Raw genomic sequence first — 12840 nt, forward strand, 5'->3', positions numbered from 1 at the left:
CAGCCGGCGCCTGCCGCCCGGCCCGGACGGATCAGAGCTTGATGAAGTGGTCGCGATAGTGGCGCAGCTCGGCGATCGACTCGCGGATATCGTCCAGCGCCAGGTGGGTGTTGCCCTTCTTGAAGCTCTCGCGGACCTGCGGCGCCCAGCGCGCAGCCAGCTCCTTGAGGGTGGAGACGTCGAGGTTGCGGTAGTGGAAGTAGCCTTCCAGCCTGGGCATGTGCCGATAGAGGAAGCGGCGGTCCTGGCAGATGCTGTTGCCGCAGATCGGCGAGCTGCGCTTGGGCACCCACTGCTCGAGGAAGGCCAGGGTCTGCGCCTCGGCCTCGGCCATGCTCACGGTGCTTTCCCGGACCCTCTGGGTCAGGCCGGATTGGCCGTGCTGGCGGGTATTCCACTCGTCCATGCCGGCGAGGATTTCCTCTGGCTGGTGGATGGCGATCACCGGTCCTTCGGCCAGGGTGTTGAGGTCACTGTCGGTGACGATGGTGGCCATCTCGATGATGACGTCCCGGTCCGGATCGAGGCCGGTCATCTCCAGGTCGATCCAGATAAGGTTCTGCGGGTTCTGCATGGGGAGTCGCTCCAGTCGCTATGCCGTGCATTCTAGCGTGGAACGCCGCCGCGCGAATGATGGCCGCGCGCCCATGTTAAACTCGCCGCCGATTTTTCATGCGGACGCATCATGGCCAAACGCCACTTGACCCGCCGGCAGAGCTGGCGCATCGAAAAGATCCAGGAAGAACGCGCGGCCCGAGCGGCCCGTCGCGAGTCGCGTGCCGTGGAAGAGCTGGAGGGCGGCGACCTGGGACCGGAGCAGACCGGCCAGGTGATCGCTCATTTCGGGGTTCAGGTAGAGGTCGAGTCCGCCGACGGCCAGGTTTCCCGCTGTCACCTGCGCGCCAACCTGCCGGCACTGGTGACCGGCGACCAGGTGGTCTGGCGTGCCGGCAACCAGGGCATCGGCGTGATCGTCGCGCAATTGCCACGTCGCTCCGAGCTGTGCCGCCCGGACATGCGCGGGCTGCTCAAGCCGGTAGCGGCCAACGTCGACCGCATCGTCATCGTCTTCGCCCCGCGTCCCGAACCGCACGCCAACCTGATCGACCGCTACCTGATCGCCGCCGAACATGCCGGCATCCAGCCGTTGCTGCTGCTGAACAAGGCCGACCTGGTCGACGAGAGCAATGCCGAAGGCATCGATGCGCTGCTGAATGTCTACCGCACCCTGGGTTACCCGCTGATCGAGGTGTCGGCCTTCAATGGCCTGGCGATGGACGAACTGCGCGGCGCGCTGGACGCTCACGTGAGCGTCTTCGTCGGACAGTCCGGGGTGGGCAAGTCGTCGCTGGTGAATGCCTTGTTGCCAGGTGTCGACACCCGTGTCGGCGACCTCTCCACGGTGACCGGCAAGGGCACCCATACCACCACCACCGCGCGACTGTTCCATTTTCCCGGCGGCGGCGACCTGATCGACTCGCCCGGCATCCGTGAGTTCGGCCTGGGGCACGTGTCGCGAGACGACGTCGAGGCCGGTTTCATCGAGTTCCGCGACCTGCTCGGGCATTGCCGCTTCCGCGACTGCAAGCACGACCGCGAACCAGGTTGCGCCCTGCTCCAGGCCCTGGAGGACGGGCGCATCATGCCGCAACGCATGGCCAGCTACCGGCACATTCTGGCAAGCATGCCGGAAACGGACTACTGAACCTCAGTCGCCCTTGATCTGCTCCAGCTTCAGGCTGCCGCCGTCGTCGAACAGGTTGAGCTTCTTCTGCACCTCGTCCGCCGGTAGCGAAGGTTGCGCGCCCGCCGCCGGTGCCTCGGCAGCCGGCTTCGGCTGCTCGCCCGGGGCAGCCGCGGGGGCGCTGGCTTCGGGAGCGCCGGTCTCGCCTTCGATGGCCTTCTGCGCCTTGCGGGTCAGGACCACGATGTCGATCCGCCGGTTCACCGGGTTCAGCGGGTCCTTGTCGTCGAACAGGCGTGCCGAGGCATAGCCGACAACCTGGGCGATCTGCCCTTCCGGATAGCCGCCGGCGACCAGCGCACGGCGCGCGGCGTTGGCGCGATTGGCCGATAGCTCCCAGTTGCCGAAGTCGCCGTTGCCGGCATAGGGCTTGGCGTCGGTGTGGCCGCTGATGCTGATCTTGTTCGGCACCTGGCGGATGGTCTCGGCCATGGCCAGCAGGATGTCCTCGAAATACGGCTGCAGGCGCGCGCTGCCGAGGTCGAACATCGGCCGGTTGGCGGCGTCGACGATCTGGATGCGCAGGCCGTCGCGGGTGATCTCGAAGTGGATCTGGTCCTTGAAGTCCTTGAGCATCGGATTTTCGTCGACCTTGTTCTGCAACTCCTGCAGCAGCAGCGCCAGGCGCTCTCGCTCAACCTGCTCGGCGAGGTTCTCGGCCTGGTCGGCGTTGACCTGATGGTCCTGCTCGGGGCTGATCCGGCTTTCGTTGGAGTCCGGCTGGGCCTGGACCTGCGGATTGAGGGTCTTGTCCGGCGCCGGCGTCGGCGTGCCGCCGAGGTCGATGACGTAGGGGCTGGCGCTTTCGCTGAAACCGATGGGGTCCTGGAAGTATCCGGAAATCGCCTTCTTCTGCTCCGGGGTGGCCGAAGACAGCAGCCAGAGCACCAGGAAGAACGCCATCATCGCCGTCGCGAAGTCGGCGAAGGCGATCTTCCACGAGCCGCCGTGGTGGCCGGCGGCATAGCGCTTGACGCGCTTGACGATGATCGGCTGGTTATTGTCCATCTATCGACAGTGCCTCCACTCAGCGGCCACGCACGGCCTGCTCGAGCTCGGCGAAGGTCGGCCGATGGGCGGGCAGCAGCACCTTGCGGCCGAACTCGACGGCCAGCGAAGGCGGCATGCCGGAAGCGGAAGCGACCAGGCAGGCCTTGATCGCCTCGAACATGTTCAACTCTTCCTTGGCATCGTGCTCCAGCGCGACGGCCAGCGGGCCGACGAAGCCGTAGGCGGCGAGAATCCCGAGGAAGGTACCCACCAGGGCGGCGGCGACGTGGTGGCCGATCTCCGCCTGGCTGCCTTCGCCAAGCAACGCCATGGTGATGACGATGCCGAGTACCGCGGCGACGATACCGAAGCCCGGCAGGGCGTCGGCAACCTTGGTCACCGCGTGGGACGGATGCTCCAGGTCCTCCTTGAGACTGGACAGCTCCATGTCGAACAGGCCTTCCAGCTCGTGCGGCGCCATGTTGCCGGAGGACATGATGCGCAGGTAGTCGCAGACATAGGCGGTCATCCGCTCATCCTTCAGCACGCCGGGGTACTTGCTGAAGATGGGACTGGCCGCGGGGTCCTCGATGTCCGCCTCGATCGCCATCATCCCTTCGCGCCGGCTCTTGTTGAGGATCTCGTAGAGCATGCCCAGCACCTCGAGGTAGTAGGTCTGGGTAAAGCGGTTGCTGAACATCTTCGGCGCTTTCTTCAGCACCACCATGAACGTGCTGCCCGGGTTGGCCTGGAGGAACGCCCCCAGTGCCGCACCGCCGATGATCAGGACCTCGAAGGGCTGGATGATGGCGCCGATCTTGCCGCCGGAGAGCAGGAAGCCCCCGAGGACACTGGCGAAAACGACGATGATGCCGATGATTTTTGACATGAGGACCGGACGTGCGAAATGAACAGGATAAGGAGGGGGACTGCTAGGCTCCCTCTTGTTATCGGTTGCTAGCCGCAAGACTATAGTCCGAATACTCGAAAAGCCAGTTCGCCGCCTCGCCGACACCGAGCCCGACACCCATGACAGACCGCCTCGCCGCCTGGCTCGAAGAGCTCGACCGGCAACCCCTGCCGATCCCCGCCAGCCACTATGCCGGCCTGCACGCCGCGCTGAGCGACAGCCGCCGCTCGCTGCGCGAGATCGCCGACCAGTTGCAGGGCAGCCCGACGCTGGCGTTGTCCATCCTGCGCGAGGCCAATCGCGCCGAGAGCGCCCGCGACAACCCCGCGGAAAGCCTGGAGGTGGCCCTCAGCCGCCTCGGCCTGGCGCGCGCGAGCCAACTTCTGAAGACCCTGCCGAGCATCCAGGATGCGGAGATGCCCAGGGTCCTCGGGCAGATGCTGCTGATCAGCCAGCACGCCATGCAGCAGGCCAGCGGCCTGTTCGGCGCGCGCCTGGCCAGGCTCTGGCAGGAAATTCACTGGGGCAGCCTGCTGACCATGGCTCCGGTCTGGGCGCTGGCCAACGCCCGCCCGCAGTTGCTGGAGCAATGGCAGCAACGCGTGCTGGTACAGGGCGAACCGACCCTGCGAGTGGAGCGCGAACTGCTCGGCATGCGCCTGCTACCGATCTGCCTGGCGCTGGCCGAACGCTGGCGGCTACCGCAGTGGGTCATCCAGGGCTATCGCCTGCTCGCCTGCGACCGTCGCCTGCTGGTTCGAGCCCTGCGTATCGCCCGCGACCATCAGTCGCCCCTGCTCCAGCAACAGCAACTCGATGCCCAGCCCGATCTCGCCCGCTGGCTGACCCAGCCGGCCAACTGCACTCTCCTCGCCAATGGCCTGGCCATCGCCGCGCACCAGAGCTGGGACGGGCCGCACATGCTGCGCTGGCAGCGCCTGACCGGCCTGTACCTGGGCCAGCCGCTGACCGAAGTCCAGCAGCAGGTGCACATGCTCGCCGCGCAAAGCGCGCGCCTGCACGCCCGGCCGCCGCTGTGGCATCCGGCGGTGGCCTTGATCTGGCCCTGGCAGGCCAGCCGCTGGCGTGCCGAAGCGGCGCCCCCGCCGCCGCCCTCGGCGGAAGCCCTGGCCGAGTGGCGGCAGCATTGCGCCGAGTTGCTCCGCGAGCCCAGCCCGTTCAGCAACGTCGTGCAGCTCACCGCCTGTGCCCGCGATGCGCTGCGCGCCTGCGGCCTGCAAAGGATGCTGCTGCTGGTGGCCGATCGCACCCAGGTACACGTGCTGGCGCAGCAGAGCGCCGGACTCGAACCGGGCCAGGAGAAATTGCAACTGGAGATTGCCGGCAGCCCGCTGCTGAAGAAACTGTTCCAGCAGCCTGCCCTGCTGCGCATCGGCCCGAACAACCAGGACCAGTTGCTGCCGGCCCTCGGCGAACCCTTGCGCCAACTGTTCCCCGGGCCTCACCTGCTGCTGCGCTCGCTGGGCAACGGCTCGCGGGTGGTGATGCTGGTCCTGGCCGACCTCGGCGGCCAGCCGTTCAGCGACCTGCATGCCCAGGCCTTCGCCAAGACCGCCCAGTGCACCGAGCGCGCGATCCAGCAGTTCGGCCGCCAGCGCCGCACGGAATGAGGGACATGCCCGGCACACTGGTCGGGCGCGCTTTCCGTTAAACTGCTGCCCTTCTTCAACCCGGGGGTACTCGCATGTCCGTCTTCTCCGACCTGCCATTGGTGATCGAGCCCAGCGATCTCGCGCCGCGCCTGGGCGCGCCCGAGCTGATCCTGGTCGACCTGACCAGTGCCGCCCGCTACGCCGAAGGGCATATCCCCGGCGCGCGTTTCGTCGACCCCAAACGCACCCAGTGGGGACAACCCCCGGCACCCGGCCTGCTACCGGCCAAGGCCGACCTGGAAGCCCTGTTCGGCGAGCTGGGCCACCGCCCGGAGGCGACCTACGTGGTCTACGACGACGAAGGCGGCGGCTGGGCGGGCCGCTTCATCTGGCTGCTGGACGTGATCGGCCACCACCGCTACCACTATCTCAACGGCGGCCTGCCGGCCTGGATCGCCGACGCCCAGGCGCTCGACCGCGAGGTCCCGGCGCCTGTCGGCGGCCCGCTGCCGCTGACGTTGCACGACGAGCCCAGCGCGACCCGCGAATACCTGCAAAGCCGCCTCGGCGCCGCCGATCTGGCGGTATGGGATGCGCGCAACCCCAGCGAATACGCCGGTACCAAGGTGCTCGCCGCGAAGGCCGGGCATGTGCCCGGCGCGATCAATTTCGAATGGACCGCCGGCATGGACCCGGCTCGCGCCCTGCGCATCCGCGCGGATATCGCCGAAGTCCTGGAGGCCCTCGGCATCACGCCGGACAAGGAAGTGATCACCCACTGCCAGACCCACCATCGCTCCGGCTTCACCTACCTGGTGGCCAAGGCGCTGGGCTACCCGCGGGTCAAAGGCTACGCCGGCTCCTGGTCGGAATGGGGCAACCACCCCGATACCCCTGTAGAGGTTTGAGGAATGTCGTTCAAAGATCGTCTGTTCATCTGCAGCCAGTACCTGCTGCCGCACCACCTGCTGTCCCGGCTGATCGGCTTCGCCGCCGACTGCCGGGCGACCTGGTTCAAGGACCGCCTGATCGCCTGGTTCGCCCGGCGCTACCAGGTCGACATGCGCGAAGCACAGGTCGAGGACCTGCAGGCCTATGAACATTTCAATGCCTTCTTCACCCGCGCCCTCAAGGATGGCGCCCGCCCGCTGGCCCAGGAGCCCGGCGCGGTGCTCTGCCCGGCCGATGGCGCGATCAGCCAGCTCGGCCCGATCGAGCACGGGCGGATCTTCCAGGCCAAAGGCCACAGCTACAGCCTGGCCGAACTGCTCGGCGGCGACGCCGAACTGGCCGCGCCCTTCATGGGCGGCGACTTCGCCACCGTCTACCTGTCCCCCCGGGACTACCACCGCGTGCACATGCCGCTGGCCGGCACCCTGCGCGAGATGGTCTACGTTCCCGGCCGGCTGTTCTCGGTGAACCAGACCACCGCGGAAAACGTTCCCGAGCTGTTCGCCCGCAACGAACGGGTGGTCTGCCTGTTCGACACCGAGCGCGGTCCGATGGCCGTGGTGCTGGTGGGCGCGATGATCGTGGCCTCCATCGAAACCGTCTGGGCCGGCCTGGTTACGCCGCCGAAGCGCGAACTGAAGACCTTCCGCTACGACGAAGCCGCCCGTGCGCCGATCCGCCTGGAAAAAGGCGCCGAGCTGGGTCGCTTCAAGCTGGGCTCCACCGCCATCGTCCTGTTCGGCCCGCAGCAGGTCGCGTTCAACGACGGCCTCGGGGCAGCGAGCCCGGTGCGCATGGGCGAATGCCTGGCCCTGCCGAAACAGGCCTGACCTCGCCGGGACGGAGCGCCCCGAGCGTCTCCGTCCCATCTCTCCCCGCCGCCGGAACCTCCCGGCGGGATCGTGGCGTCCGAAGGCTGCGGGTCCATTTCGATGCTGCTAGAGTTCGGAAAGGTCCTATCGAGCCTGTGCCGACCCCTCGGTCAGGAAAGCGGACTGCCGCACAGTTCCTGTCCTGGCCACGACGATGAACCCGCCTCCCGTGTTAAGAAAGAGGAGGCGCAGCCGCGGCGATCGGAAGTCCGGCACCTCTCCGGGGCTTCATCCCCCCGTAGAGCCTTTTCAGTAGCGGAGCCGTCTAACCCCCCATGGAAAACCAGAGCCCCCACCTCTCGTTGCGCGTCCCCACTCCGACGCAGCAGAACCTGAGCTTCTGCGACGCCACCCCGAAGGATATCAAGTACTGGCTGGCGCACCTGCCCAAGGCCAACCTCGGGGAAACCGCGCGCCAGCTCTACCAGGGCCTGATCGAACTCAACCAGTTGGTGCTGCCCGTCGAGGCCCGCCTGCAACTGCTCGAACTGTTCCGTCCAGAGGTGCATTTCGTCTGCGCCCACCTGGAACGGCACTTCCTCAACCAGGCCATCGTCCTCGACGAACGGCCGCGCAAGATCGCCAACCTCTGCCAGGCCCTGCAGAACCACCTGGCCATCGGCTACAAGCTGATCGTGGTCCAGGAAGCGCCGCGCAACAGCCGCGACCGCGCGCAGTTGCTCGCGGTCGGTATCCAGCGGGCGATCCGCAGCCTGTGCGGCCCGCTGATCCGTGCCAGCCAGTTGTACTGCCCGGTCCCCGAGGGGCTTTGGCTGGAACTCCACCAGCTGTACCAGTTGGCCAGCCAGCGCGGTGTGCATCGTCTCGCGGTGCGCGACGAACTGGCCAAGCACACCCCCGGCCTGAGCGTCGAGCAGGCCTACCTGATACCGCTGCTGCTCGGCTGCGCGCGCTGCAACCAGATGCGCCAGAACAACATTGCACGGCTCGCCGAGGTGCTCGAACCCTGGAGCCAATTGCTGTCGATACAGAGCGCGGCGCTGCCCGGCTCGCTGTTCATCGCCGTGCCGCAGATCGACGGCCCGCCGCGCTACCGCTCGCTGTACCCGGAGACCCAACTGGCCAATGCCCTGGGCATCGACACCCAGCCGCTGGTCGAACTGATCCGCGAATACCTGCTACAGCCCGAGGCCGAGCGCGCGAAGGCGCGCCTGCCGCTGATCGAAGGGGTGACCCTGGACCTGCTGCAACATCTCTCCTCGGCCTGGGGTGACATCGCCGAACGTACCTTCCAGCGCACCCAGGGCCAGGGCCAGTTGACCCTGTGCATCGGCATGAGCGCCCTGCACTACTTCCTCGCCGGGCGCCGCCCGTTCAACGAGGTCCTGCAGATCCAGGAAGCGCCCGAGGCGCCTCGCTTCAAGGCCGACGTCCAGGACGCCTGGGCCGGCGCCTTCGATGCGCAGAAGGTCACCGACTGGCAGCCCGGCATGCCGCTGGAGGAAATCGAGTACCGGCCGCACCAGTCGCCCCGCGGTGGGCAGCCCGATCACCCGCAGGCCCACGCACAGACTGACGCCACCGAGGACTATCCGACCTACGCCCTGCCCATCGTCAACCACAGCCCCGGCGGTTATTGCCTGAGCTGGCCAAAGGAGGTGCCCGCCCAACTGCAGGCGGGCGAACTGGTCGGCCTGCAGGACCTTCCCGGCCAGGCGTGGAGCATCGCGGTGGTGCGCTGGATCCGCCAGGTGCGCAATGGCGGCACGCAGATGGGCATCGAGATGATCGCCCCGGCGGCGCAGCCCTGCGGCCTGCAACTGCTGCGCAAGACCGAGCAGAGCAGCCACTACCTGCGCGCCCTGCTGCTGCCGGAAATCGCCGCGATCTCGCGGCCGGCGACGGTGATCACCCCGCGCCTGCCGTTCCAGGAGGGCAGCCGGGTGCAGATCAACCTGCACGGCGAGGAGCGGCGCGCGGTGCTGAATCGCCGGCAGGCCTCGACCGGCAGCTTCAGCCAGTTCGAATACCGCTCGGCGGAACCGGTGAACACCCCGAGCGATAAGCCGGTCACAGCGCCAGTGGCCCGGCCGCCTGCGGGGGAGGAAGATTTTGACTCGCTCTGGAAGTCTCTGTAGATTGCCCCGACACCTCCATTCGCCGTCTTTTCGCGCCCGCCCGGACGCGGACTGAGCCCTTTCCATGGCCATCGAAAAGAAAACCATCCGCCTGCTGATTCTGGAAGACTCGCAGAACGAAGCCGAACGCCTGGTCAGTCTGTTCCGCAATGCCGGCCACGCGACCCGCGTACATCGACTGACCTCTCCCGAGGACCTCGCCGAGACCCTCCAGCAAAGCTGGGACCTGCTGATCGCCGCGCCGACCAGCGAGTGTCTCGAGCCCGGCGAGGCGCTCGCCACCTTGCGCCGCCAGTCGCGCGACATCCCGTTCATCCAGCTGGTGGCCGACAACAGCTCCGACGCCATCACCGACGCCTTGATGCTCGGCGCCCAGGACGCCCTGCCGCAAGGCGAGGACGAGCGCCTGGTGCTGGTCGCCAACCGCGAGCTGGCCGGCCTCGCCGAACGCCGCGCGCGCCGCGCCGCCGAACTGGCCCTGCGCGAGGCGGAAAAACGCTGCCAGTTGCTGCTCGACAGCTCGGTCGACGCCATCACCTACGTCCACGACGGCATGCACATCTACGCCAACCGCTCCTACATGGCGCTGTTCGGCTACGAGGACGCCGAGGAACTGGAAGGCCTGCCGGTCATCGACCTGATCGCCTCCTGCGACCAGGGCGCCTTCAAGGATTTCCTCAAGGGCTACCAGAACGACCAGCGCCAGACCGAACTGGTTTGCACCGGGGTCAAGCTCGACGGCCAGGAATTCAAGGCGCGCATCAGCCTCTCCGCCGCCACCTACGACGGCGAACCCTGCATCCAGGTGGTGATCCGCGGCGAGGTCGACAACGCCGAACTGGAAGAAAAGCTCCGCGAAGTCAGCAGCCAGGACCCGGTCACCGGACTCTACAACCGCAGCCACTTCCTCGACCTGATGGATGCCGCCGTGCAGCAGGCGGTGACCGCCCGCAAGCCGTCGACCCTGGCCTATATCCATCTCAACGGCTACCCCTCGCTCCAGGCCGACCACGGGCTTTCCGGGATCGACCTGCTGCTCGGCCAGTTGGCCGGACTGATGCGCGAACAGTTCGGCGAGGAAGCCGACCTGGCGCGTTTCGGCGATTCGATCTTCGCCGCCCTGTTCAAGGGCAAGACTCCCGAGCAGGCGCAAGCGGCACTGCAACGACTGCTGAAGAAAGTCGAGAACCACCTTTTCGAGCTGAACGGCCGCAGCGCCCAGGCCACCCTCAGCATCGGCGTCGCCGGTCTCGACGAGAAGACCGCCAAGGCCCAGGACGTGATGAACCGTGCGCATCGCTGCGCCGATGACGCGGCACGCAAGGGCGGGTCGCAGATCAAGCAGTACAACCCGGCGGAAGAGCTTGCCGCCGCCGCCCAGCGCGGCGACGTCATCGCGATCCTCCAGCAGGCGCTGGAGACCAACAGCTTCCGCCTGCTGTTCCAGCCAGTCATCAGCCTGCGCGGCGACAGCCACGAGAACTACGAGGTGCTCCTGCGCCTGCTCAATCCGCAGGGCCAGGAAGTGCCGCCGGCGGAGTTCCTGCATGCCGCCAAGGAAGCCGGGCTGGCGGAGAAGATCGACCGCTGGGTGATCCTCAACTCGATCAAGCTGCTCGCCGAGCATCGCGCCAAGGGGCACCAGACCAAGCTGTTCGTCCACCTGTCCAGCGCCAGTCTGCAAGACCCCGGCCTGCTGCCCTGGCTCGGGGTGGCGCTGAAGGCCGCGCGCCTGCCGCCGGAGTCGCTGGTGTTCCAGATCAGCGAAGCCGACGCCACCAGCTATCTGAAGCAGGCCAAGCAACTGACCCAGGGCCTGGCCACCCTGCATTGCCAGGCGGCGATCAGCCAGTTCGGCTGCTCGCTGAACCCGTTCAACGCGCTGAAGCACCTGACCGTACAATTCATCAAGATCGATGGTTCCTTCGTCCAGGACCTCAACCAGGTGGAAAACCAGGAGATCCTCAAGGGCCTGATCGCCGAACTGCACGAACAGCAGAAGCTCAGCATCGTCCCCTTCGTCGAGAGCGCCAGCGTCCTCGCCACCCTGTGGCAAGCCGGCGCCACCTACATCCAGGGCTACTACCTGCAGGGGCCGAGCCAGGCGATGGACTACGACTTCTCCTCGGGAGACGAATGAAGAACGGGCGCCCTGGGCGCCCGTTGCTTTTCCGCTCTACCAACCTGGTTCGTGGCTGCCGGGCCGGCAAGAGGCGCCCGCCGGCCTCAGGCTCGCCCTTCGCGGTCGCGGTAGCCGAGCAGGTAGAGGATGCCGTCCAGGCCCAGGGTCGAGATCGCCTGCTTGGCCGACTGCTTGACCAGCGGCTTGGCGCGGAACGCCACGCCCAGGCCGGCCAGGCCGAGCATCGGCAGGTCGTTGGCGCCGTCGCCGACGGCAATGGTCTGCTCCAGGCTCAGGCCTTCCTTCGCCGCCAGTTCGCGCAGCAGGTCGGCCTTGCGCTGGGCATCGACGATCGGCTCGACCGCCACCCCGGTGACCTTGCCGTCGACGATCTGCAACTCGTTGGCGAACACGTAGTCGATCCCCAGCTTCGCCTGCAATTGACGGGCGAAATAGGTGAAGCCGCCGGACAGGATGGCGGTCTTGTAACCCAGGCGCTTGAGTTCGGCGAACAGGGTTTCCGCACCCTCGGTCAGACGCAGCGAGGCGCCGATCTCCTCCAGTACGTCTTCCGACAGTCCCTGCAGCAGCGCCAGGCGCTCCTTGAAGCTGGCGCGGAAGTCCAGTTCACCGCGCATCGCCCGTTCGGTGATCGCGGCGACCTTCTCGCCGACGCCGGCGGCCTTGGCCAGTTCGTCGATGACTTCCGCCTCGATCAGCGTCGAATCCATGTCGAACACCGCCAGCCGGCGATTGCGGCGGAACACGCTGTCCTGCTGGAAAGCGATGTCGACGTTCAATTCCTGGGCGACGCTGAGGAATTCCGCACGCAGCGCCGCCGGATCGGCCGGTTCGCCGCGTACCGAGAACTCGATGCAGCCCTTGCCCTGGTCGGCGGGCATGTCCAGCGGCATGCGCCCGGAGAGACGGTCGATGTGGTCGATGTTCAGCGCGTACTTGGCGGTGATCGAGCTGACCCTCTGCAGTTGCTCGGCAGTCACCCGGCGGGTGAGCAGGGTCACGATGTGCCGCGCCTTGCCCTGGCCGTCGACCCATTGCCGGTAGTCCTCTTCCGAGACCGGGGTGAAGCGCACCTGCTGGTCCAGCTTGTAGGCGGTGAACAGCACGTCCTTGAGGACCGAGGAACCGGCCTCGGTATCCGGGATTTCCACCAGGATGCCGAACGACAGGGTGTCGTGGATCACCGCCTGGCCGATGTCGAGGATGTTCACCCCGCCCTGGGCCAGTACGCCGGTGATGGCCGCGGTGAGACCGGGGCGGTCTTCCCCGGTGATGTTGATCAGGACAATTTCGCGCAAGGCGTAAGCTCCGCCAGGTAAAAGACGCCATTCTACCCGCTTTCCCGCACACCCGAGAGACGCAGAGCCGGGCATTTGCCATCACCACCGGTCGGAACCGACCGGGAAAACCCGCGAAACCGCCGCGCGGCGGCCTGGAAAGCGCGTCAACGGCCCTTTGCCCCTCGGGGGGCGCTGGTTATACTGCGCGATACCTCTATTTCAGAAGACCGAGCCCCCT

10 protein-coding genes are annotated in these 12840 nt (G+C 67.0%); 6 read left to right on the forward strand and 4 right to left on the reverse strand.

The genetic code is table 11. The annotated features are described in order from the left end of the window. Positions 1 to 31: 31 nt before the first annotated feature. Positions 32 to 574 carry an oligoribonuclease gene (gene orn, locus VQ067_RS27135; RefSeq protein ID WP_003095671.1) on the reverse strand — a complete coding sequence of 181 codons (543 nt, stop codon included), beginning with the start codon at positions 572 to 574 and terminating at the stop codon, positions 32 to 34. 111 nt (positions 575 to 685) lie between these two features. Here orn and rsgA point away from each other — a divergent pair, with 111 nt between their 5' ends. After that, the gene (rsgA, locus tag VQ067_RS27140) at positions 686 to 1705 is read left to right on the forward strand and encodes a small ribosomal subunit biogenesis GTPase RsgA (protein ID WP_003102042.1); all 1020 of its coding nucleotides are present in this window, start codon (positions 686 to 688) and stop codon (positions 1703 to 1705) included. Between the two features lie 3 nt (positions 1706 to 1708). Here rsgA and motB read toward each other — a convergent pair whose 3' ends face one another. Together motB and motA are read right to left on the reverse strand one after the other, a co-directional pair. Beyond that, a complete protein-coding gene (gene motB, locus VQ067_RS27145) occupies positions 1709 to 2752 on the reverse strand; it encodes a flagellar motor protein MotB (protein WP_003095673.1) in 1044 nt (347 codons plus the stop codon). A 19-nt stretch (positions 2753 to 2771) separates the two neighbouring features. Next, positions 2772 to 3623, reverse strand: coding sequence for a flagellar motor stator protein MotA (motA, locus tag VQ067_RS27150; protein WP_003095674.1), 852 nt, complete (start codon positions 3621 to 3623; stop codon positions 2772 to 2774). A 140-nt stretch (positions 3624 to 3763) separates the two neighbouring features. Between motA and VQ067_RS27155 the strand changes: the two genes are divergently transcribed. The 5 genes from VQ067_RS27155 (at position 3764) to fimX (ending at position 11319) form a co-directional block, all read left to right on the forward strand. Next, entirely contained in the window at positions 3764 to 5275 is a 1512-nt protein-coding gene (locus tag VQ067_RS27155) for an HDOD domain-containing protein (protein WP_023088637.1), read from the forward strand. A gap of 74 nt (positions 5276 to 5349) precedes the next feature. Then, positions 5350 to 6165 (forward strand): thiosulfate sulfurtransferase, encoded by an 816-nt coding sequence (gene rhdA / locus VQ067_RS27160; protein ID WP_004352542.1) that lies wholly within the window; start codon positions 5350 to 5352, stop codon positions 6163 to 6165. A gap of 3 nt (positions 6166 to 6168) precedes the next feature. Further along, entirely contained in the window at positions 6169 to 7038 is an 870-nt protein-coding gene (gene asd / locus VQ067_RS27165) for an archaetidylserine decarboxylase (RefSeq protein ID WP_003141725.1), read from the forward strand. A 317-nt stretch (positions 7039 to 7355) separates the two neighbouring features. Beyond that, positions 7356 to 9179 (forward strand): cyclic-di-GMP receptor FimW, encoded by a 1824-nt coding sequence (fimW, locus tag VQ067_RS27170; RefSeq protein ID WP_003095679.1) that lies wholly within the window; start codon positions 7356 to 7358, stop codon positions 9177 to 9179. Positions 9180 to 9243: 64 nt separating this feature from the next. Then, the gene (gene fimX / locus VQ067_RS27175; protein WP_003095680.1) at positions 9244 to 11319 is read left to right on the forward strand and encodes a cyclic di-GMP-binding protein FimX; all 2076 of its coding nucleotides are present in this window, start codon (positions 9244 to 9246) and stop codon (positions 11317 to 11319) included. 86 nt (positions 11320 to 11405) lie between these two features. On the opposite strand, the gene serB is transcribed toward fimX, so the two are convergent. Continuing rightward, positions 11406 to 12620, reverse strand: coding sequence for a phosphoserine phosphatase SerB (serB, locus tag VQ067_RS27180; RefSeq protein WP_003095681.1), 1215 nt, complete (start codon positions 12618 to 12620; stop codon positions 11406 to 11408). Positions 12621 to 12840 lie beyond the last annotated feature (220 nt).

The organism is Pseudomonas sp. KBN12P06040 (assembly GCF_037574965.1).
Taxonomy (GTDB): Bacteria; Pseudomonadota; Gammaproteobacteria; order Pseudomonadales; family Pseudomonadaceae; genus Pseudomonas; species Pseudomonas aeruginosa.

What these genes read in the sequence shown, in the direction of transcription:
- orn (WP_003095671.1), bottom strand. Translation starts at nt 574, where the DNA reads ATGCAGAACCCGCAGAACCTTATCTGGATCGACCTGGAGATGACCGGC.
- rsgA (WP_003102042.1), top strand. Translation starts at nt 686, where the DNA reads ATGGCCAAACGCCACTTGACCCGCCGGCAGAGCTGGCGCATCGAAAAG.
- motB (WP_003095673.1), bottom strand. Translation starts at nt 2,752, where the DNA reads ATGGACAATAACCAGCCGATCATCGTCAAGCGCGTCAAGCGCTATGCC.
- motA (WP_003095674.1), bottom strand. Translation starts at nt 3,623, where the DNA reads ATGTCAAAAATCATCGGCATCATCGTCGTTTTCGCCAGTGTCCTCGGG.
- VQ067_RS27155 (WP_023088637.1), top strand. Translation starts at nt 3,764, where the DNA reads ATGACAGACCGCCTCGCCGCCTGGCTCGAAGAGCTCGACCGGCAACCC.
- rhdA (WP_004352542.1), top strand. Translation starts at nt 5,350, where the DNA reads ATGTCCGTCTTCTCCGACCTGCCATTGGTGATCGAGCCCAGCGATCTC.
- asd (WP_003141725.1), top strand. Translation starts at nt 6,169, where the DNA reads ATGTCGTTCAAAGATCGTCTGTTCATCTGCAGCCAGTACCTGCTGCCG.
- fimW (WP_003095679.1), top strand. Translation starts at nt 7,356, where the DNA reads ATGGAAAACCAGAGCCCCCACCTCTCGTTGCGCGTCCCCACTCCGACG.
- fimX (WP_003095680.1), top strand. Translation starts at nt 9,244, where the DNA reads ATGGCCATCGAAAAGAAAACCATCCGCCTGCTGATTCTGGAAGACTCG.